Below are 21,147 nucleotides of genomic sequence, written 5' to 3'. Positions count from 1 at the left end.
GTAGAAGGCCCCCTCCTTCCGAGGAGGGGGCCTTTCGCGTTTTCCGGGCTGCCGGTGGGGTCGGTGTGGTGGTGTCCGGCGCCGAGGGGTCCGCGGACTTCGGTGGCGTGGCCGGACTTGCGGTGGGCGGGGGCAGTCGCTAATACTTAGCCATATGGCAAAGTATTTGGAATCGCTGGACGGTGTGTTCGCCGCACTGTCGGACCCTTCGCGGCGCGCGGTCGTCCAGCGACTCGGCGCCGGTCCGGCCAGTGTCGGCGAACTGGCCCGGGATCTGCCGATCACCTTGCCGTCCTTCATGAAGCATCTGCGCGTGCTGGAGAACAGCGGGCTGATCCGGACGATCAAAACCGGACGGGTGCGCCGGTGCGAACTCGATCGCGACCGGTTCGCGCTGATCGACGGCTGGCTGGCCGAACAGCGGCAGGTGTGGGAAGCGCGCACAGATCGACTCGAACAATTCCTGCTGACAACCGAGGAGCCCACCGATGAATCCCGATCTCGACCTCTCCCTGCACCGGGTGATCCGCGCACCGCGTCGCAGCGTGTGGAACGCCTGGACCGACGCCGATGATCTCGCCCGCTGGTGGCTGCCCGCCCCGGCCCGCTGCCGCGTCGAACGGCTGGAGGTCCGCCCGGGCGGCGCCTTCGTGACCAGGATGAGCACCGACGACGGCGAATTCGTCCCGCATCTGGACGCCTGCTTCCTCGTGGCCGAGGAACGGGAACGCCTGGTCTTCACCACCGCGCTCGACAGCGGCTGGCGTCCGGCCACCGGGGAGATCGTGATGACCGCCGAGATCACCCTGCGGGATCATCCGGACGGTACCGATTATCACGTGCTGGTCCGGCACGGTGATCCGGCCACCCGGGCCCGGCACGAAGAACTCGGCTTCGAATACGGCTGGGGCACGGTTACCGGTCAGCTCGCCGAACTCGTCGAGAGCGAGGTCCGGGCATGAAACTCGTCCTGACCGAGTTCCTCACCCTCGACGGCGTCGCGCAAGGGCCGGGCTCGCCCACCGGGGACAGCAGCGACGGTTTCGATCGGGGCGGCTGGCTGGTCCCGTATCTGGACGAGGTCTTCGTCCGGCGGACCTCCGAATGGCTCGACGCCGCCGACGGGTTGCTGTTCGGCCGTCGCACCTACCAGGCTTTCGCCCGGGACTGGCCCGCCATCACCGATCCCGGCGACCCGTTCGCGGAGCGGATGAACACCCTGCCCAAATATGTGGTCTCCGACACTCTGTCCGACGCGGAGTGGAACCCGACCATCGTGCTACCGGGTGATCCGGTTGCCACGGTCGCGGAACTCTTGCGCCGGCCCGGCCGGGAACTGCAGATTCACGGCAGCTCCCGGTTGGGTGACGCCCTGCTCGCCGCCGGCCTGGTCGATACCGTCCGGTTGGTCGTCGCGCCCACCGTACTGCGGACGGGCCGGCGGCTGCTCGCCGGCGCCGGGCCGGCCACGGGGTTGCGCCTGGCCGGGCACGAGGCCACCCCTCGCGGCCTGCTCCTGCTCGAATACGAGGTCACCGGTCCCGCGCCGCTCGCCGAATTCGACGGTGTCGCCCAGTACGCCTGAGATGATTCCGGTCCGGTCGTGTCCGGACCCCGGATTCGGGGTATGGGCGCGGCCGGACCGGGTTGATACGGTGATTGCTCGCGACGATGAGGCCGAGGAGCGACTGTGAAACGTAGGGCGTTGAGTATTGTTGCCGCGGGCGTGGTTTCGCTGGCGATCGGCCTGCCGCCTGCCTCGGCGGCCGCGGAGGGGATCGCGGTGCGTTCCGCCCCGCCCACCGAGCGGATCGAAACGACCACGGCACCGTTCGATCCGATCTGCCCGCTGTGCTTCGTCCGCGAATTCCTGGAGACCTTCTCCTCGTAAGGTTTGCGGCGACGCGGTGGCTCGTTGCTCGTTCCGGGACCGGTAACGGGCCTCGGCGGAACGAGGGCCGGTCTCGGTGGGTAGCGGCTCCGGGCATCGGCACCCTCTACGATCTCTTGGTGCCCGACCGATATGAACCCATCGATGTGCGGAATCCCCGTGTGGTCGCCGCCGTCAAGCTCCACCGTGGCGTAGCGCGTAAGCGGGCCGGTAGATTTCTTGCCGAAGGCGCGAATTCCGTCGGTGCCGCGCTCGCGGCCGGTCGGGTCCGCGAACTCTTCTATTCCGCCGAGGGTGCCACCCGGGAGCATGCGCTGATCGCCGGCGCCGAAGCCGACGGGGTACGCACCACCCTGGTCTCCGACCGGGCCGCGCAGGCGCTCGGGGAGACGGTCACGCCGCCCGGTCTGGTGGCCGTCTGTGATCTGGTCGATGTGCCGCTGGACCGGATCGTGTCCACGGCTTCCGGGGCGAGCGTTCCACGCATACTTGCGGTGCCGGTGGCGATCGCCGACCCGGGCAATGCCGGCACCCTCATCCGGGTGGCGGACGCGGTCGGCGTGGACGCCGTGGTGCTGGCCGGTGACAGTGTGGATCCGCACAACGGCAAATGCGTCCGGTCCTGCGCGGGCAGCCTCTTCCACGTCCCGATCGTGCGCGCCCGCGATACCGCCGCGGTGCTGGACCGTATCGAGGCCGCGGGTATTACCACCGTGGCGACCACCGCCGCCGGTGAGGTCGATCTCGAAGACGCCGGTGAACTCTTCACCCGGCCGGTCGCCTGGTTGTTCGGCAACGAGGCACACGGCCTGGACCCGGAAATCGCGCGCCGGGCCCGGCACCGTATCCGGATCCCGATCCGGGGGCGGGCCGAAAGCCTGAACCTGGCCACGGCCGCCGCGATCTGTCTCTACGCGAACTCGCGTACCCGCTTCGGACGCGGCTGATCACGGAGCCGGCCGGTCCGGACCCTCGGGCGGCGAGGATTCACATCCCGTGCTCGTACAGATCGGCGAGGATCTCCTGGGCCCAGTCGGCCGCGATCGCCTCCGGGCCGGTGACCCGCAGCGCGGACATCACGGTGAGCAACATCCCGGTCGAGAGGAATCGCCGGGTGTCGGCGGTCGGAGCGCCGGTGAGTTCCCGGACGAGCCGGTAGATGCGGCCGTACCGGTCGCGTACGACCGGGCCGATATCGGGATCGCCGGCCGCCGCGAAGGCGTGTAGCAGGACCTGGAGCAGGGTGCGCTCGGCGAGGAAGTGGTCGTAGGCCTCCGACAGCGAGTCGAGGGAGGCTTCGGGCCCGGCGCCCGCCGCCGCCTCGGTGAAGACCTCTTCGATACGGTCGCAGACCCGGGCGACCGCGGCGAGGAACAGGCGCTGTTTGGAACCGAAGAGGCGGATTACGTACGGCTGGGAGACTCCCGCCCGGCGGGCGATCTCGTCGGTGCGGGTGGCCGCGTAACCGGATTCCGCGAAGGCATCGACCGCCGCGGTCAGTACCTGGGCCCCCCGTTCGCCGGCGGTCATCCTGGTCCGGCTCGTCGATTCCGGCATGGTCCTCCTCGTCGTCTCGTGCGCTCTTGACATGTTATCAGTCGATGCATACCGTCATGGAAATTAGTTATCAGTCGATTACAACAAGGACGGGATATGATCGAGATACTGAGCTCACCAGCTCCGACACCACCCACCGCCCCGGTGCTCACCTCGCCGGCCGATACCGGCCGACGGCCGCTCGCCGCGGTGCTGGCCGCGGTCGGTATCCCGATGTTCATGGTCACGCTGGACAACCTGGTGGTCACCAACGCGCTCCCCGTGATCCGCACCGAACTGAACGCCTCGCTCGGCGACCTGCAGTGGTTCGTCAACGCCTACACCCTGTCGTTCGCCGCCCTGCTGCTCACCGCCTCCGCCCTCGGCGACCGGTTGGGGCGCCGGCGCGTATTCCTCGTGGGTATCGCGGTGTTCACCGCCGCCTCGGCGGCCTGCGCACTCGCCACCGATCCGGCGACGCTGGTCGCCGCGCGGGTGGTGCAGGGCTTCGGCGGGGCCGCGGTGATGCCACTGTCGCTGACCCTGCTCTCCGACGCAGTACCGGAGCGGCTGCGCAGCGCGGCCATCGGGATATGGGGCGGCATCGCGGGGCTCGGTGTAGCCGCCGGGCCACTGCTGGGCGGCGCCGTGGTCGACGGATTGAGCTGGCAGTGGATCTTCTGGGTCAATGTGCCCATCGGCGTCCTGGTGCTGCCGCTGGTGGTCTGGACATTGCGTGAATCGCGGGGCGGCGGCGGCCGCCTGGACCCGGTGGGCCTGCTGCTGGCTTCGGCGGGAGTGCTGGCGGTCGTCTGGGGCATCGTGCACGGCGCCGACGACGGCTGGACCTCACGCGGCGTGCTCACCGCGCTGCTCGGCGGCGCGGTGCTGTCGGCCGCGCTCATCGCCTGGGAGCAGCGGGCTGCGGCGCCCATGCTGGCGCCCCGGCTGTTCCGGATCCGGGCCTTCGGCGTCGCCAATGTGGTGGCCTTCGCCTTCTCGATCGGCGTTTTCGGGTCGATCTTCCTGCTCGCCCAGTTCTTCCAGGTGGTACAGGGTTACAGCCCGTTCGAATCCGGTATCCGGACCATGCCGTGGACCATGGCGCCGATGGTGGTGGCCCCGCTCGCGGGGCTGGTGATCGACCGCGTCGGCGCCCGGGTCCTGCTGGTCACCGGGCAGACGCTGCTGGCCGTGGCGCTGGCCTGGATGGCCGCGATCACCTCGGTGGACGTCGGCTACGGCATATTCGTGGCGCCCCTGCTGCTCGCGGGAGTCGGGATGGGCCTGACCTTCGCGCCGCTGGCGACCGTGGTGATGGGGGCGGTACCGGAGGCGGACCGCTCGGTGGCCTCGGGCACCAACAACACAGTGCGGGAGGTCGGCGTGGCGGTGGGCATCGCGGTACTTGCCTCGGTGTTCGCCTCGTACGGCGAGTACACCGATCCGCAGAGCTATGTGGACGGCCTGGTACCGGCGGTCTGGGTCGGGGCGGGGATCGTCGCGGCCGGGGTGCTGGCCGCCGCCCTGCTCCCGGGCCGGGTGCGCGAGGCGGAACCGGTGCGCTGAACGCGGACGGTCCGCCGCGGCGGTCGGGTCCGGTACCGGCCGGATCGTCCGGCGGCGCGCGGGCCGGCGCGCCGACGATCAGCGTTCGCGGACCGAGACCAGCGATTCCGTGGCGCCGGCGGGCGCGGCCGGGGCCGGCGTGCGCTGCCGCCGGCTCGCGGTCGCGTACAGCACGACCAGTAGCAGGCTGAACCAGACGTAGCCGTTGCCGATCACCTTGTCCCAGGCCGACCAGTCCAGCTCCCGGCCGTCGTTACCGGGCAGGTCGCTGTGTTTGGCCAGTACGAAGACCACCGCGGTGGCAACTGCCGCGGCATACCAGCCGCGCACCTGCGACCAGGGCCGGGTCGTGGCATAGCCGATCATCGTCAGCAGGGCGGGCGCCACCCACACCCAGTGGTGCGACCAGGAAATCGGCGAGACGAGCAGCGCCACCACCGCGTTGACCGCCAGCGCGATCATCGGGGGTGTCCCGGTGCGCCGGATGGCCGCCACCGCCACGGCCACCAGAGCGACCGCGGCGAGCAGCCACAGGGCCGTGGCCAGGGTGCCGGTGACCTCGAAGCGGGCCAGCACGGCCTGGATCGACTGGTTGGTCTGGAACTCCGACCCGCTCAGCCCACCGACATTGCCGAATCCGCCGAACCAGTACCGCACCGATTCGTCGGGCATCACCGCGAAACCGATCGCGGTGGCGACGGCACCGCTGATCGCGGCCGTCGCGGCGGCCTTGTAATCCTTGCGGATCAGGAAGAACAGGACGAAGGCCGCCGGGGTCAGTTTGATCGCGGCGGCGATACCGAGCAGCACCCCGCGTGGCCAGCGCGGATTGCGGGTCAGGCAGTCGGCGGCGACCAGCCCCATCAGGATCAGATTGACCTGGCCGAAATCCAGGGTCGACCAGACCGGCTCCAGCAGTAGTGCGAGCGGAGTCGCGGTCGCGGTGACCACCAGTGCGAGTTTGCGCTGGTCCTGGCGGGGCCAGAGCTGCCGGGCCACCAGGAACAGGGTCATCGCCAGCGCGCCGATGGAGACCACCAGATAGGTGATCACCGACGCGGCCCACGGCAGCAGTGCGTAGAGCCCGAGCGCCAGCGCGGCGAACGGCGGGTAGATGAACGGGAGGCTGATATCGGCGGCCGTCTCCGGGAGATGGCCGTAGAGATCGCCGCCGGCCCGCCATTCCTCGACCCCGAGCCGATAGACCTCGAGGTCGATGTACTCGCCGCTGATGCCGCGGAACGGATCGATCGGGCGCGACATACACACCCACGTCACGACCACCGCCAGCAGCGGCAGCAGCCAGACCGCCTGCCGGCGGGCACGTCCGGCGAGCGTCTCGGTGCGGGTCAAGGCGTTCGTCATCGGAGGGGACTTTACCGGTTGAAGGTGTCGGAGTACCGGGCAGTGAGCGGCGGGGGATATCGGCGTGAGCCCGGCGGGGGCCATCGAATACGATTCCACCAGCAGCAATACGGGCGTCGGAGCCGACCGCGCCCGCTCACCGATGCCCAGGGGAGAGACGAGTAGACCGTGGCCGACGACACCGACGCAGGCGCAGCGACCGGCGGGCAGGAATCCGCCCTCACCGAAGAAGCCCTGGCCGCCGCGGCCGCGGCGGCCGAGAAGGACTTCGCGGCCGCTGCCGATCTGGAGGCGCTCGCGGGCGCGAAAACCGAGCATATGGGCGGCCGGTCGCCGATCGCGCTGGCCCAGCGGTCGCTGGGCTCGCTGCCCAAATCGGAGAAGGCCGACGCCGGTAAGCGGGTGAACAAGGCGCGGGCGCGGGTTTCGGAGGCGTTCGAGGAACGGCAGCGGGTGCTGCTCGCCGAACGTGATGCCGCGGTACTCGTCGCCGAGGCGATCGATGTCACGCTCCCGGCGGACCGGCGCCCGGTGGGTGCCCGGCACCCGATCACCGTCATCTCCGAACAGGTCGCCGATGTGTTCGTCGGAATGGGCTGGGAGATCGCCGAGGGACCGGAGGTGGAGACCGAGCACTTCAACTTCGACGCGCTCAACTTCCTGCCCGACCACCCCGCCCGCACCATGCAGGACACCTTCCACATCGCACCGGCCGGTTCGCGCCAGGTGCTGCGCACCCACACCTCGCCGGTGCAGGTGCGGTCCATGCTGGAACGCGACCTGCCGATCTATGTGGTGTGCCCGGGGCGTACCTTCCGCACCGACGAACTCGATGCCACCCACACTCCGGTGTTCTCCCAGGTCGAGGGGCTGGCCATCGATAAGGGACTGACCATGGCGCATCTGCGCGGCACGCTGGACGCGTTCGCGCGGGCCCTGTTCGGCCCCGAGACCACCACCCGGATCCGGCCCAACTACTTCCCGTTCACCGAACCCTCGGCCGAGGTCGATGTCTGGTTCCCGGACAAGAAGGGTGGCGCCGGCTGGGTCGAATGGGGCGGCTGCGGCATGGTCAATCCGAAGGTGCTGATCGCCAGCGGGATCGACCCCGACGAGTACAGCGGCTTCGCGTTCGGTATGGGTCTGGAGCGCACGCTGCAGTTCCGCAACGGCATTCCCGATATGCGCGACATCGTCGAGGGTGATGTGCGGTTCACCCTGCCCTTCGGTATCCGGTCCTGACCTTTTTCGAGCGAGAGAGCGAACGTCACAGTGCGAGTAGCGCAGTCCTGGCTGACCGAAACGATCCGCCGCACCGTCCCCGACTGGGAGGTGACGCCGGAGGAACTCGACGCCGGATTCGTCCGGGTCGGGCTCGAGGTCGAAGAGGTCGACGAGCTGGAACGGGTGAGCGGGGATATCGAACACCCGCTGGTGGTCGGCCGGGTCGCCGAGATCACCGAGCTCACCGAGTTCAAGAAACCCATTCGGTTCTGCAAGGTCGATATCGGCGCGGAGCAACTTCAGGAGATCGTCTGCGGAGCCACCAACTTCGCGGTCGGTGACCTGGTCGTCGTCGTGCTGCCCGGCGGTGTGCTGCCGGGCGGTTTCGCCATCTCCTCCCGCAAGACCTACGGCCATATCTCCCACGGCATGATCTGCTCGGTCGCCGAACTCGGGATCGGCAAGGACCACTCGGGCATCCTGGTGCTGGAACCCGGTACGGCCGAACCCGGTACCGACGCCAACGACCTGCTCGGTCTCGGCGATACCGTGATCGAACTGAACATCACGCCCGATCGGGGCTACTGCTTCTCGGTGCGCGGCCTGGCCCGCGAACTGGCCTGCGGTTTCGATCTCGACTACGCCGACCCGGCCGTGCGCACCCTGCCCGAGGGGCCCGATGCGTGGCCGGTGGATGTGGCACCGGAATCGGGCTGCACCCGCTTCGGTGTCCGCCGGGTCACCGGGATCGATCCGCACGCCGTGAGCCCGTGGTGGTTGCAGCGGCGGCTGCTGCTGGCGGGTGTGCGGCCGATCTCCCCGGCGGTCGATGTGACCAATTACGTGATGCTGGAACTCGGGCAGCCGCTGCACGCCTTCGACGCCGCGAAACTCGGCGGCGGCCTGGTGGTGCGCCGCGCGCACCCCGGTGAGACCCTGCGCACCCTGGACGAGGTCGAACGCGAACTCGACGCCGAGGATGTGGTGATCGCCGACGACACCGGGGTGGTCTCGCTCGCCGGCGTGATGGGCGGCGCGTCCACGGAGGTGAGCGCGGAGTCCACCGATATCGTCCTCGAGGCCGCCACCTGGGATCCGCTGTTCATCTACCGCACCGCCCGCCGCCACAAGCTGGTGTCGGAGGCGAGTAAACGATACGAGCGGGTGGTGGACCCGGAACTGAACCTGGCCGCGCTGGACCGGGCCGCGTCCCTGCTCGCGGAGATCGCCGGCGGCACGGTGGAGCCCACGCTCACCGATATCCGGCTGCCGCTGACCCCGCCGGAGCCGATCCGGATGGATATCGATCTGCCCGACCGGGTGGCCGGTGTCCAATACGCCCCCGGTACGTCCGCGCGGCGCCTCACGCAGATCGGCTGCCATGTCGAAGTGGCGGTCGACGAGACCAGCGGCCACGGTCAGCTGGTGGTGACCCCGCCGAGCTGGCGGCCGGATCTCGCCCAGCCGGCCGATCTGGTGGAAGAGGTGCTGCGGCTCGAGGGCCTGGAACGGATTCCGCTGGTGCTGCCGCAGGCGCCCGCCGGGCGCGGCCTCACCGCGGTGCAGCGCCGCCGCCGCGCGGTGAGCCGGGCGCTGGCCTTCGCCGGCTGTATCGAGGTGCCGCCGCCGGTGTTCCTGCCCGCGGATGTCTTCGATACCTGGGGGCTGGACGCTGACGACCCCCGCCGCACCACCACCCGGGTACTGAACCCGCTGGATGTCGAACGCGCCGAACTCGCCACCACGCTGTTGCCGGGTCTGCTGGAGATCGCGGCCCGCAATATCTCCCGCGGCGCCCGTGATCTATCGCTCTACGGGATCGCCCAGGTCGTCCTGCCCGGCCCGGACACCGCACCGGTGGCACCGCTGCCGGTGGACCGACGTCCGACCGACGCCGAGTTCGCCGAACTGCTGGCCTCGCTGCCCGATCAGCCCCAGCACGTCGCGGTGGTGCTCACCGGCCGCCGGGAACCCCGCGGTCCGTGGGGTCCGGGGCGGGCGGCCGAAGCCGCCGACGCGTTCGCGCTCGCCGATGTGGTCGCCGAGGCCGCCGGGGTCGAACTCGTACGCCGGCCCGGTAAACATCTGCCGTGGCATCCGGGGCGGTGCGCGGAGCTGACGGTGGACGGTGTCGTGATCGGCTACGCCGGCGAATTGCATCCCGGAGTACTGGAACGGTCGGGCCTGCCGCCGCGCACCTGCGCCCTGGAACTGGATCTGGACGCCCTGCCGCTGCGCGAAGCGCGGCCCGCGCCGGCCATTTCCCCGTTCCCGGCCGTGCTGCAGGATGTCTCGGTGAGCGTCGCGCACGATATTCCGGCGGCGGAGGTGGAGACGGCGCTGCGATCCGGTGGCGGGGAGCTGCTCGAAGATATCGCACTGTTCGACGTGTACGCGGGCACACAGGCCGGGGAGGGCCGTAAATCGCTCACCTACGCCCTGCGTTTCCGGGCTGCCGACCGGACACTCACCGAGGACGAGGCCAGCGCGGCGCGCGATGCCGCGGTGGCCGCCGCGTCGGACGCGGTGGGCGCGGTGATCCGTTCCTAGGAGAGCCGTTCTCCGGCAACGTGGTCGGTCCGTCCGAACGGGCGGACCGGACGTCGTAGGCTGGTCGCATGACTGAATCCAGCACAGGCGATCCGGGGGCGCTCGCCGCGCGGTTGGCGGCCCTGCCCGACGAGCAGTTGCTGGCCGTCCTGGTGGTGGCCGCCGCGGGCCGCGACAAGCTGGCCCCGCTGTACGAAGCCGCCACCCGGCTGCTGGCGGAAACCGGGCAGAGCGCGGCGGTGCCCGGTGTGATTCCCGGCACCTCGGGCACCCCCGGCTATGGGACCGCGGCCGACCTCGGTTCGTCCGCGCAGGTGGGCGGGGGTGTCGGCGCGGCCGCCGGGCCGGGCGGGGGAGCGGCCGGTTCGGCCGCCGGCTACAGCGCTTCCGGTGTGCCGACGTTCGGGTCCGTACGCGATAAGGTCGAGCGGCGTTTCGGCACCGCGTTCGGTGCGCGGGCACTCGGTAGGCAGAGCCCGGCCGGCCGCGGCGCCGACGAACAGTGGGAAGCGCGTGAACAGGCCGCGCGGGAACGTCTGGCACAGATTCGCACCTCCTTGCACGAGGGCGAAGGGTCCTGATCCCGCCCGGCCCGCGCCGGAGCGACAGGGATGGACCCATGACCGACACCGCCGATACCGCACGCGTACTCGCCGGCCGGCTGCTCGACGCCCAGGTGCAGTGGCTGCTCGACGAGGTGAGCGGGGACCGGTTCGCCGAAGTCGTCGCCCGGGACGTGGCGGCCGCGCTCGAGGTCGCGGGTACGGTGCGCGCGGGCGAGGTGGTCGACGTCGAACAGCTCGAGCAGACCGTGGCCACCGTGGTCGACAGGGTCGGCGGCAGCGCGGTCCTGGCGGAGACCGCCGGTCTGTTCGCCGACGCGATCTATGACAGTATCGCCGCCAACGAGGATCACACCTTGGGTGAACTGGTCGAACGCGAACCGGTCGAGGCGCTGCTGCAGAAGATCGTGGATATGCACCAGACCCAGGAACGGCTCCTGGAACGATTGACCGACAGTCCTCTGGTGGCCACCGTCGCCTCCAAGTTCGTCGACAAATTGGTCGGCGATTTCGTCGAGGCCAACCGGCAGCGCGCGGAGAAGATCCCCGGTATGGGCACGCTCATGTCGATCAGCCAGTCCGCCGCCGATCGCGCCCGTAAGGTGGCGGAATCCAACTCCATCCTCGGCGATATCGCGGGCAGGGGCGCCCTGTACGCGCTCAAACGCACCAACAACGCGATCCGCGAAATGTTGCGCGAAGCCCCCGTGCACGACGCCACTATGGAGTTCTGGGATCTGCACGCCGACGAACCGATCAGCGGTCTGCGGGAGTACCTGACGAAACAGGATCTCCACGAACTGGTCGGGTTGTGCTACCGGATCGCGGTGACCACCCGGGAGAAGGAGTACTTCGGCCTGCTGGTGGCCGAATGCGTGCAGGTGTTCCATGAGAAGTACCGGGATCACACGCTCGCCGCGCTGCTCGCGGAGGTCGGGCTCACCGGTGACGATATCGTCACCGAGATCCTTCGGTACGGTCCGGCGGTGGTGGAGACCGCCAAACGGGACGGCGTGCTGGCGGGATTGATCCGGAAACGGTTGGAACCGTTCTACTATTCCGATGAAATCTTGAAGATTCTGGCCCCGGCCGGGTAGGCACAGCTATCAGGAATCCGCACCGCGTTCGACGTCGAAACCGGAATCCCGCAGGATGAGCTCGCGGGTTTCGGGATCCACCGGACGCTCTGGTGGTTCCTCCGGCTCGACGGGATTGGACCGCGCGATCGGCAAAAGTTCGTCGTAGCCCTCCTCGCCGGGGCGCAGTTCCTCGTACCCGCGGTAGTAGATACCGTTTTCGGTCCTGCCCCGGAGCGGGAGCCGGATGGTGACACCGTCCGGGGCGAGCATGGGCGGGCTGCTGTCGTCAGAGTAAGCGGTCAAAATAGGCTTTCAGTCGGTCGGCGAGGGCTCTGTCACCCAGGGTGAACTCCCTCAGTTTAGAGTCCCCACCATGCATCCAGGCGGTGAAGGCCTCGGCGAATGCTTCCGACCTTCTGTCGTAATAACTGTTCCAACCCCGCTTGACAAAAGGGATCCATCCCCAGCGTCGCATATCCGAGTGGATGCCGATCCACTCGGCGCTGTCGCTCAGCCGTTGTCCGTCTGTCCCGAAGGCGGCATCTGTGGCATGCCCGTACTCGTGCCACACGACGTTGGCACTACCGGAGTTGCCGCCGCTATTGATGATGATCCGCCGCGACTCGGTCAGGTACACGCCTTGGACGGTGTTCCAGCTGGTCCCCGGCTTCCGGCCGTATGGTGTGTGTCCACGCAGCTCGTACCCACCGGGTAGGTCCAGCAACTGTCGATTGCCGATGACGATCCCGCCTGTGGGGACGGCGTTCATATATTCGCTCACCCGCTGGTAGATGGGAGAGGGCACGCGGGTGAGGTTTTCCCGCATCTGCTTCGACGTGACCGTCTCGTCGATTACGTCGATGAGCGGTCTACTCTCCGGCGCGGTTTCACCGGAGAAGAATTCAGCACTGCCCACCCAGTCCCCGAAGCGGACGAGATCGCCCGACCGCATCGGCACCGGTGGCCCGGCCGGGTCGACTCTCACCCCGTTGAGATAGGTACCGTGCTCGGAATAGTGGTCCCGCAGCATCAGGTTGCCGTATTGATCCCGGAAGATCGTCGCATGCCTCGGCGACACCGAAGGGTCCGTGGAAAGCTGTTCGGCCATCGGTGAATTCCGGTCCCGGCCGATAAGTAATTCTTCGCCGCGGCGCAGATGCAGTGGCGGTATGCGCTGGTTGTCGGCGAGACGCAGCGAGAGCGGGCGCTCCTCGCCCACTTCGAGCCGGGATCGCGAACCGCCGAACGACAGACTGTCCTCGGGACCCACATAAGTTTTCTCCCCCGTCGCCAGCGCTCGGTCGTTCACCCGGGTGGGCGGACGCAGTTCCGGCTGCGGGTCGCGTACCCATACCCGGCCGTCCGGATCTCGTCCGACGAAGACGTCGCGTTCCCCGATTCTGGCTCCCTGCGGACCGCCCCCACGGGCATCCGCTTCGCCGACGATATAGCGCACCGGAACTGCGATTTCCTGTCCCGGTGCCAACCGCATCGGCTCGAGCCGCAGGTGCGGTGCGAAATGCAGGACTGCGGGGGGCTGGTCGGACTCGCGACCGATATGCGCCGTCGCCATGATGCGGGCACCGAGTGCGTCCTGATCCCCGTCCTTCAGAGGCGCCCGGTGGTCCGAGGAATCGGCGTACGACTCTTTCCTCGGTGCCGTGCCCGCGGTGTGTTCGTCTGGTGCGAAACGTACGTCGACAGTGCCGGGCGGCCGGGTGGATCCGGAGCCACTGGTGCGATCTCCGCGCGAGTGGTTGTCTCCGGTGTCGACTCGGGGCACCGCGCGATCCTGCCGCGCGGGTGGCCGGACCTGGTTGCGCTGGTCTCCGGCCTCGGGCCGGCCGTCCCGCGCCGGGGTCCGGTTGGTGCTCCGATCGGCCGGAACAGGCTGCTGCGAATCCACTGTCGTCGGGCGGGCCTGCCCGGAGGCGTCGCCGGGGCCCTGGTGCGGTGGAACGACGAACCCCGAGTCCGCGGGATGTGGGGGCGGGGCTGCGTCCGCCATCCCGTCCAGTCGCTGGACAACTCCTGCGTGCCAGTCGTTGCGCCCCAGAGCGGAGAAAACCGGCTGTAGCTCTTCGACGCGTTGCCGGATCTCCGCCACCTCGGTGCGCGAGTAACCGTGCTCTTTCCACTGCACCGTTCCCTCGGCCGGCCCGTAATCCAGGAACTGCTTCGCGAAGGCGCCGATACGGCCGTCCGGCGCAAAGGCCAGGCTGTGGTCGATGCCCCAGACATCGCCGGTCGGATCGATCATCCAGTTCTCGGCGCCGCGATCGGGGACATCGATCAGGGCGTCGAGCAGGCCGAGCCGGTTCCCCGAGGGCGTTCCGTGGAACTGTGTTTCCGGCGTCCAATCGCCCGGATACGCGTCCTGCGCGTTCTTGCCGGGAACAACCTCCATGTAGACGTGGCGCCCGTCGATGTGTACGGCGGGTACCCGGGCGCCGACCGCGTCGCCGACGACCGAGGCGAGGAATTCCGCGTGCGCGTGCCGCGGGTCGGAGACGACCTTGTGCACCACTCGGGTGCCGTCCGGGAAGGTCAGCACCTCCGCGGTTCTCGCGGAATTCTCCTGAGTGCTGTGTCGTGCCAGGGGTTCCGCGGCCGGGGGCTCGCCCGTGAGCAGCCGGTCGACACGCCTGCCGAAATCCGATTGCCGCCGAGCTATCGGCGGCAGGTCGGTATTCCCGCGCACGCCGTCGACCCCGGCCCGGTGTACCCGCAGCGCGCTACCGGCCGCGCCGACGAAACCGCCCCCGAAGCCGACGACCGCGGATTCGCGCACCATCTTGAACATATCGCCGAAGTTGTGGATGTCCTTGTGGTGGATGATCAAGGACGGGACCGCGCCCGCGATTCCACCGGTGATGCCACCCGCGCCGCCGATCAGCATGGTGCCGCCGAGATGAGCGGTGAAACGGCCGATATCACTGGTGGCCCGGCCGCCCAGGCGTTCGAGTACCCGTGGTGCGGCCCGCCGTCCGACTTCCGCGCCGACAATGCCACCGATGACGCCGCCCGCGACCATCTCGGCCAACGAGCCCATATCGAATTCATCGCGGACCCCGGTCTCGAGATCCCAGACCTGTGCGCCGACACCGATCGCCACGCTGGTGAGGGCGCCTATCTTGGCAGCGTGGATCGCCCCGTGCAGGGCCGCCCGGCGCGCCGCCCCGGCCGCGGCGCGGGTGGCCACGGTCGTCGTCAGTCTCGTGATCGCCGCGCGCATCGCCTGCTCGGCCGCCAGACGGTCGGCCAGTGCTTTGAACCCGCCGCCGTAGAGGAACAGCAGCGCGTCGTAGGCGAGCTGCACACCGAGGACTATGCCGGTGACGATGAGCAGATGTTGCGTCTGCTCGGTGACATCGGCCACGTCATGGCACTGTCGGCCCATGTCCTCGCAGACCGCGGCTTGGTTGCGCATGGTGGCGACCACGGTGCGATTACGCTCGGACAGAGCCGACCGGGTAGCCCCCCCGACCGACTCTTCGGCGTCCCGGCATTCCGTCTCGTAACTGACCGCCGCCGCACCGAGTCCGCGGCCGGTGTCGAGGTAACAGTCACCACGGGCGCGCATGCAGTCCACGTCGAGTTCGGGCCAATGTCCGATGACCAGGTCGCGCACCGCGGCCGGGACCTCGGCCAAGAGTGCGCTCGTATTCATCCCGGCCCGCCTCCCGGGATCCGTCGGGCCTGCTCAGGTGCCCTCGTCATTACCTGTCAAGAAGTCGATACTCGCATATCGGCCGGGGTGCTGCCTGATTTGCCTGCCTCCTGTCAATTCCTGCGGGTGGGGATATGGCATCATCGGCAATGAATTCATGCGTCGGTCGGAAGGCGGGCCGCATTGTGGGAAATGAATTTCGCGCCGATCCCGACCGGCTACGCGCGAAGGCTCCGGCCTTCGAGCAGCTGGGTGCCGAGGTCGAGGCACTCGTACAGCGTTTACACGACCTGGTTTCCGCGGATTCCGCTCCCTGGGGCGGTGACGATTCCGGCAAGGCCTTCGCCGAGAGTTTCGTCCCCGAAGAGGAGCGGACGATATCCAATCTGCACAGCCTCACCGAGGTGGTGCGGCAGGCAGGTCCGGATCTGCGGCAGGTGGCTGCGAATTTCGAGCAGCAGGACCTGATGAGCGCCCGAGAGGTGCGGAGGGCCGATCCGGTCCTCTCCTCCCACCCGGATATCGCCTCGGACGGCCCCGCCGCCCCGGTCGGCGATCGAGGATCCGCTACGTCGGCTGCCGCCACCACAACTCCGGCGGCCGATGTCGCGCCGGCCCGCGAACCGGGTAGCGACCTCGCCGGCCCGCGGAGTCGAGAGTCGGCGAACGCACCCGTGGAAGGAGCGGCGGCGCAGCGGTTCCCCCTCGGCGGTTCGGGCTCGCCGGATGACGCATCTGCTGTATCCGATTCGCGGCAGCGGCCGGTCGAATCGGCACAGCACCCCGCCGACCTGGGCCGCGGGAATCGGGCGCAGGCCGAGCGTGACGGCGCGCCTACCGCACCGCACCCGACCGCGCCCCCCGCGGCGGTCGCGGCACAGCCTGCGACCGCGGAAGCGCAGCGGACCCAGGTGCCTCCGCACCGCACACCCATACCGGCGAAGGCGGCTGTAACCGCACCCTCCGGAACCGTTCCCGCCACCCCGACCTCCCCGTGGTCGAAATCCGGTTCCGGCGGACCCCCTCGGGTCACCGCCCCCGGACCGGGCAGCTCCGATGCTCCGCCGCGAATGCCGAATCGCGCGCCACAGCGACCCGTCGACAAACCCGCGGAACCGGAACGCCGGCCCGGTGAAGCGGCCGTCGAGCCGATTGCTTCGCGCCTGGCGCGGGAACTCGCCGAGCGGCACGGCATTCTGGCTTTCGGATTCGATACACCCGGAATCCCCCGGGAGGTGTTGATGGAGATGGTCGCCGCGGTGAACGACGTCCTGCCCCGCCATCCGGCCCTCCCGCTGGGCGCCATCGGTATCGATGATCTGCCGGAAGGAACGACGATACGACTGGATTCGGAGCCGGCGGATTCCGGGTCGCGACGGTCGGGCGCTGCGACCACCGGCTACACGGCCCGCATCACCCTGGCGGCTCGGGCGGCCGTCGATCCGGTGGGGCTGGAGCGCGCGGTGCGCGCGGACGAGGCGGCAGGTCTGCTCGCCCCCGGTTGTGCCCAACGGCCCGTGTACTCCTCCGTGGTGCGTGAAATGGGGCGAGCACTCGACGCGGCAGGCGACTTCCGGGCCCGCGCCGCGACCAGGCGCGCGCTCGTCGCCGCCTACCTTCCGCTAACGAGCCGGGACACCGTCGGTTCGCTGGCGCGCACGGTCGCCGGGTTCGCGGTATGGCGAGCGCAGCTGGCCGGTGGTGTCCGGGCCGGTCGATTCGATCCGGAGGCGGCGTTGGCCGAGGCATTCACCGAGGTGGTATTGGACGCGTCCCGGGCCTCTCAGCCGGCCCACACCCTGCACAGGCTGCTGGTCGATACCGCGGACGCTGCGCGGACCCGGTCGGATTCGCCGTGAGCGGCCGGGACACGACCACCGCACATCGCGGCCGTGACCGTCCGATCCACCGCGTCGACGGCGATATCGCCGATTCTGCCGGTCCGGCCGCAGCACGGTCACCGGCACCATGAAGTCGGTGCGGTCGGCGCCCGAGGCGTCGATCAGCGGGAACGAGCCGTGTTTCGAGCGGTCGGATGGTTACCGCCGGCACCAGGACGTCCTGCGGCTAGGAGGAGCGCACCTGCGCGGTGTCCTTCTTGTCCAGTTCGGCACGTTCGGCGAGCAGATCGCGAATTTCGGTGAGCAAGGCGATATCGGCCGGGGTGGCCGGTTCGGCATCCACATTGTTCCGGGCATAGAAGCGTTTCTGCATGGTCTTCATCGGCAGGATGAGCGCGAAGTACAGCACCGCCGCGACCATGACGAAATCGATGGCAGCGCTGATGATCGGACCGAGTGCGATGAAGGTCGCGGGTTTGCCCGCGAGCAGCGTGATACCGAAACCGAACTGGCCGCTGCCGCCGAGTACGGCCAGCAACGGCTCCACCACGCCCTTGGTCACCGAACTCACCACCGCGGTGAACGCGGTGCCCATGACGACGGCGACGGCCAGATCGATGACGTTCCCGCGCATAAGGAAGTCTTTGAAACCTTTGAGCATCAATCCACTCCGTATCGAACGCTGCTGTTCACCGCCGGTCCCGGTCCCGGCCGCTGAGCGGTACCGCGGCGATCGAGGTTTCCGGCGCTACACCGCAGGTGATAGTCGCAGCCGGGCTTGCGCCGCGCAAACCGGCGGCGACCGGATGCGCGCTGTCCCCGCCGGTATCCGCGCCGGGTGGCGTCGCCGGACCGGCGGCCCGCGCCGAGCCACACTAGAGTCGAGGCAGCTCGGGGGAACAGCTATCAGGAGGAAACCGTGGCATCGACGACACTGCTGGGCCGGGCGGTCCGGGGCTTCAATGCGGGAGTGGTCGCTCTGCTCGACGCGCCGGTGCTCGGCCCGCTGCTGGGTAAGGGGTTCGTGGAGATCGAGTATGTGGGGCGCCGGTCGGGCCGGACGTTCCGGACCCCGGTGAACTACCTGCAGAAGGACGGCGGCCTGCTCATCGGTGTCGCCATGCCCGATAAGAAGACCTGGTGGCGCAACTTCCTCGGTGAGGGCGCGCCCATTGTGCTGCACTTCCGCGACGGCGATCGGCGCGGGCACGCGACCGCCCGGCGTGACGAGAAGGGTCGGGTCGGCGTGCGGGTCCGGTTCGACGAACCGGGCTGAGTCCCGCGCGGGCATGGAGAGCGCGGGCGGATCGTTTCGGGGAGCGCGAGAAACAGGCATGCGGCAGGACGCGCGAGCCGGTAGTGTTCCGGCCGTGTCGAGCCCGGAGGCATCCAGAGCAGGGCTGCCGGTCATCCCCGTCAGCCCCTGACCTTCCGCTACCCGTTCGCCGTGTCGCCTTCCGGCCGCACGGTAATGCGGTGATTCCCGGGCGCTGACCGGGGTGACGAGATGTTTCCTGTCTCTTCCACCTCGGAGCCCTTCATGCCTTTTGCTCTCTACCTGCTCGCCCTGGCGGTTTTCGCCATGGGCACTTCGGAGTTCGTGCTCGCCGGTCTCGTACCGGATATCGCGGCCGATCTCGGTGTGGGTCTCGGTGCCACCGGCCTTCTCACCTCGGCGTTCGCCATCGGAATGATGGTGGGCGCACCGCTGATGGCGGGTCTCGCCCGGAACTGGCCGATCCGGTCGACCCTGCTGTGTTTTCTGCTGCTCTTCCTGGCCGCGCATATCGCCGGAGCGGTAACCGGCAGTTTCGCCGTCCTGGTGGTCACCCGGGTGGTGGCCGCCGTCGCGAACGCCGGATTCCTCGCGGTCGCGTTGACCGCGGCCGCGGCGCTGGTCCCCGCCGGACGGCAGGGCCGGGCGCTGGCGATCCTGCTGGGTGGCACCGCCCTGGCCACGGTGGCGGGGGTGCCGGGCGGGGCGCTGCTGGGGACGATGCTCGGCTGGCGGGCCACCTTCTGGGCGATCGTGTTGCTGTGCCTGCCGGCCGCGGCCGGTGTTCTGGCCGGAATCCCCGGGCGCTCGGGGCAGGCCGCCGCCCCCGACCTCCGTGGTGAACTCGCGCAGTTGCGACGTCCGCGATTGCTCACGGTCATGCTGCTGGCGGCGCTCGTGAACGCGGCCACGTTCGGCAGTTTCACCTTCCTCGCGCCGTTGGTCACCGGGACGGGTGAGCTGGGCCCGCTCTGGGTGCCGGTGGTGCTGGTGCTGTTCGGCACGGGTTCTTTCGCCGGCGTGACGGTCGCCGGGCGGTTGTCCGACCAACACGCCGCGGCGGTGATCGCGGTCGGCGGCCCGCTGCTGTGCGGTGGCTGGTTCGCGCTCGCGCTGACCGCCGGCTGTCCCGTCGCCCTGCTCTTCCTGGTGTGCCTGCTGGGAGCGCTGTCGTTCGGGGTGGGGAGCACCCTGATCGCGCGCGTGCTCTACGAGGCCGCGGATGCCCCGACCATGGCGGGCTCCTATGCGACGGCGGCGTTGAATGCCGGTGCCGCGGCGGGACCCGCGATGGCGGGGTTCGCCCTGGCGACCGGTTGGGGCGACCGGGGGCCGATGTGGGTGAGCGGTGTCCTGGTGGGAGTGGCGCTGCTGCCGGCGCTGCGGTTCCGCACGATACTCACCGCGGCGGCGGACCGATAGGACGGCAGAGCCGCTGCGCGAGTGTGGTGTACCGGCCGGTTGACAGCAGGTGGTGTAAACGGAACGTAACAGTGTCCAGAGTTCGACAACACACGACCGGGATCGGTGTGCCGACCCCCTGCCGTTCGTTGATCTCACCCCACCATCCGGATCGGCCGAGTGGTGTGGCGCAGCGGCCAGGGGTGATGGAGGTCGAGCGTGTCGCGGGCGGGGCGCGACGGCAACGAATCCGGGGGACCCGGCCGTCCGCGGGGAGAATCCGACGGCCGCGACGGCAGTATCCTGGCCACCGGTCCCGGCCCACCGCGGCCGGAAAGGATTCCCGTGCTCGCCTCCCTGCTCTTCGCAGTACTCGCCGCGGGTCAGCTGGCGCTCGCCGGCCGGTGCGTGCTCCGGTATCGGGTAACCGGTGACCGGCTGCTCCTCGTGCCCGCCGTGGTGTGCGCGGCCCTGGCCTACGACAACGGGGTACTCGCGGCGGGCCGCTGGATCGGCGCCGGTGCGACGCTGGAGAGCTGGTCGACGCCCCGGTTCATCGCCCATATCGTGCTCACGCCGCTGTTGATGCCGTGGGCGTGCGCCGCCGCGGCCCGAGCCGGGGTCGGCTGGGCGCGGACCCGGTGGACGCGGACGACAATCGCGGCGGTGACGGCGGTGGTGATCGTACTGGGGGTGGCCGCCGAACTGACTCCGCTCACGCTGGCACCGCGGGAGTGGGCGGGCACCATGCGCTACACCACCGCGCACGCGTCGGTGGCCGGCCTGTTGTCGCCGGTGGTGACGGTGGTGGTCGTGCTGGTGGCGGCCGTGGCGGTATGGCGGGCACGGGGCTACCGACTCTGGACCGTGACCACGGTGATCATGACCGTGGTCGCGGCGGCGATGCCACCCATGTTGCTCACCAATGGCGCCGAACTGGTGTTCACGGCGGGCGTGGTCGTGACCGCGGTATGGCTGGCGGAGCCGTTCCGGGTGCCCGGTGCCGCCGCGGGTGCTGCGCACTGAGCGAATCCCCCGGGGAGACTTCCGGCGTTTTCTCCCGGCCTGGGCCGAGGGACGGGGTCGGACCTGCGCCGATAGCCGGATTCCGCGCCGTCCGGCGCCTACAGTCGGCCCCGGCCGTGTGCGTCGTCACAGCTACCGGTGCGGTGGCCGTCCATA

19 protein-coding genes are annotated in these 21,147 nt (G+C 69.4%); 14 read left to right on the top strand and 5 right to left on the bottom strand.

What is annotated here, in order from left to right:
- Positions 1-154: 154 nt before the first annotated feature.
- From NGR01S_RS12580 to NGR01S_RS12565, 5 genes are all read left to right on the top strand, one after another.
- Positions 155-574, top strand: coding sequence for an ArsR/SmtB family transcription factor (locus NGR01S_RS12580; protein ID WP_084480790.1), 420 nt, complete (start codon positions 155-157; stop codon positions 572-574).
- The gene (locus NGR01S_RS12575; protein ID WP_063036393.1) at positions 489-962 is read left to right on the top strand and encodes an SRPBCC domain-containing protein; all 474 of its coding nucleotides are present in this window, start codon (positions 489-491) and stop codon (positions 960-962) included. The genes NGR01S_RS12580 and NGR01S_RS12575 overlap by 86 nt, the downstream gene beginning before the upstream one ends.
- Complete coding sequence (locus tag NGR01S_RS12570; protein ID WP_063036392.1) at positions 959-1,585, top strand: dihydrofolate reductase family protein; 627 nt, start codon at positions 959-961, stop codon at positions 1,583-1,585. Before NGR01S_RS12575 ends, NGR01S_RS12570 begins: the two co-directional genes overlap by 4 nt.
- A gap of 105 nt (positions 1,586-1,690) precedes the next feature.
- Positions 1,691-1,891 (top strand): hypothetical protein, encoded by a 201-nt coding sequence (locus tag NGR01S_RS30935; protein WP_157107238.1) that lies wholly within the window; start codon positions 1,691-1,693, stop codon positions 1,889-1,891.
- A 119-nt stretch (positions 1,892-2,010) separates the two neighbouring features.
- Positions 2,011-2,838 (top strand): TrmH family RNA methyltransferase, encoded by an 828-nt coding sequence (locus NGR01S_RS12565; protein ID WP_063036391.1) that lies wholly within the window; start codon positions 2,011-2,013, stop codon positions 2,836-2,838.
- 40 nt (positions 2,839-2,878) lie between these two features.
- On the opposite strand, the gene NGR01S_RS12560 is transcribed toward NGR01S_RS12565, so the two are convergent.
- Positions 2,879-3,448 carry a TetR/AcrR family transcriptional regulator gene (locus NGR01S_RS12560; protein WP_063036390.1) on the bottom strand — a complete coding sequence of 190 codons (570 nt, stop codon included), beginning with the start codon at positions 3,446-3,448 and terminating at the stop codon, positions 2,879-2,881.
- A gap of 96 nt (positions 3,449-3,544) precedes the next feature.
- Between NGR01S_RS12560 and NGR01S_RS12555 the strand changes: the two genes are divergently transcribed.
- Complete coding sequence (locus NGR01S_RS12555; RefSeq protein ID WP_084480786.1) at positions 3,545-4,996, top strand: MFS transporter; 1,452 nt, start codon at positions 3,545-3,547, stop codon at positions 4,994-4,996.
- A gap of 78 nt (positions 4,997-5,074) precedes the next feature.
- On the opposite strand, the gene NGR01S_RS12550 is transcribed toward NGR01S_RS12555, so the two are convergent.
- Positions 5,075-6,361 carry a glycosyltransferase 87 family protein gene (locus NGR01S_RS12550; protein ID WP_063036389.1) on the bottom strand — a complete coding sequence of 429 codons (1,287 nt, stop codon included), beginning with the start codon at positions 6,359-6,361 and terminating at the stop codon, positions 5,075-5,077.
- Between the two features lie 168 nt (positions 6,362-6,529).
- Between NGR01S_RS12550 and pheS the strand changes: the two genes are divergently transcribed.
- The 4 genes from pheS to NGR01S_RS12530 all read left to right on the top strand — a co-directional run bounded on the left by pheS (position 6,530) and on the right by NGR01S_RS12530 (position 11,795).
- Complete coding sequence (gene pheS, locus NGR01S_RS12545; RefSeq protein WP_063036388.1) at positions 6,530-7,603, top strand: phenylalanine--tRNA ligase subunit alpha; 1,074 nt, start codon at positions 6,530-6,532, stop codon at positions 7,601-7,603.
- Between the two features lie 30 nt (positions 7,604-7,633).
- Positions 7,634-10,135 carry a phenylalanine--tRNA ligase subunit beta gene (pheT, locus tag NGR01S_RS12540; RefSeq protein ID WP_063036387.1) on the top strand — a complete coding sequence of 834 codons (2,502 nt, stop codon included), beginning with the start codon at positions 7,634-7,636 and terminating at the stop codon, positions 10,133-10,135.
- Between the two features lie 68 nt (positions 10,136-10,203).
- Positions 10,204-10,716, top strand: coding sequence for a hypothetical protein (locus NGR01S_RS12535; RefSeq protein ID WP_063036386.1), 513 nt, complete (start codon positions 10,204-10,206; stop codon positions 10,714-10,716).
- A 38-nt stretch (positions 10,717-10,754) separates the two neighbouring features.
- Positions 10,755-11,795 carry a hypothetical protein gene (locus NGR01S_RS12530; RefSeq protein WP_063036385.1) on the top strand — a complete coding sequence of 347 codons (1,041 nt, stop codon included), beginning with the start codon at positions 10,755-10,757 and terminating at the stop codon, positions 11,793-11,795.
- 9 nt (positions 11,796-11,804) lie between these two features.
- Here NGR01S_RS12530 and NGR01S_RS12525 read toward each other — a convergent pair whose 3' ends face one another.
- Positions 11,805-12,080, bottom strand: coding sequence for a hypothetical protein (locus tag NGR01S_RS12525; protein WP_157107237.1), 276 nt, complete (start codon positions 12,078-12,080; stop codon positions 11,805-11,807).
- Positions 12,064-15,447 (bottom strand): FHA domain-containing protein, encoded by a 3,384-nt coding sequence (locus NGR01S_RS12520; RefSeq protein WP_063036383.1) that lies wholly within the window; start codon positions 15,445-15,447, stop codon positions 12,064-12,066. Before NGR01S_RS12520 ends, NGR01S_RS12525 begins: the two co-directional genes overlap by 17 nt.
- Positions 15,448-15,632: 185 nt before the next feature.
- Between NGR01S_RS12520 and NGR01S_RS12515 the strand changes: the two genes are divergently transcribed.
- A complete protein-coding gene (locus tag NGR01S_RS12515; RefSeq protein ID WP_063036382.1) occupies positions 15,633-17,306 on the top strand; it encodes a WXG100 family type VII secretion target in 1,674 nt (557 codons plus the stop codon).
- A 208-nt stretch (positions 17,307-17,514) separates the two neighbouring features.
- On the opposite strand, the gene mscL is transcribed toward NGR01S_RS12515, so the two are convergent.
- A complete protein-coding gene (gene mscL, locus NGR01S_RS12510) occupies positions 17,515-17,949 on the bottom strand; it encodes a large conductance mechanosensitive channel protein MscL (protein WP_063036381.1) in 435 nt (144 codons plus the stop codon).
- A 258-nt stretch (positions 17,950-18,207) separates the two neighbouring features.
- On the opposite strand from mscL, the gene NGR01S_RS12505 reads away from it, so the two are divergent.
- The 3 genes from NGR01S_RS12505 (at position 18,208) to NGR01S_RS12495 (ending at position 20,991) form a co-directional block, all read left to right on the top strand.
- Positions 18,208-18,564, top strand: coding sequence for a PNPOx family protein (locus tag NGR01S_RS12505; RefSeq protein ID WP_063036380.1), 357 nt, complete (start codon positions 18,208-18,210; stop codon positions 18,562-18,564).
- A 264-nt stretch (positions 18,565-18,828) separates the two neighbouring features.
- The gene (locus NGR01S_RS12500) at positions 18,829-19,986 is read left to right on the top strand and encodes a Cmx/CmrA family chloramphenicol efflux MFS transporter (RefSeq protein ID WP_063036379.1); all 1,158 of its coding nucleotides are present in this window, start codon (positions 18,829-18,831) and stop codon (positions 19,984-19,986) included.
- Positions 19,987-20,184: 198 nt separating this feature from the next.
- Positions 20,185-20,991: a hypothetical protein gene (locus NGR01S_RS12495; RefSeq protein WP_063036378.1), complete on the top strand. Its 807-nt coding sequence runs from the start codon at positions 20,185-20,187 to the stop codon at positions 20,989-20,991.
- Positions 20,992-21,147: the final 156 nt, after the last annotated feature.

Source organism: Nocardia grenadensis NBRC 108939 (genome assembly GCF_001613445.1).
GTDB classification, from domain to species: domain Bacteria; phylum Actinomycetota; class Actinomycetes; order Mycobacteriales; family Mycobacteriaceae; genus Nocardia; species Nocardia grenadensis.
This window is presented reverse-complemented; position numbering and strand designations above follow the sequence as displayed.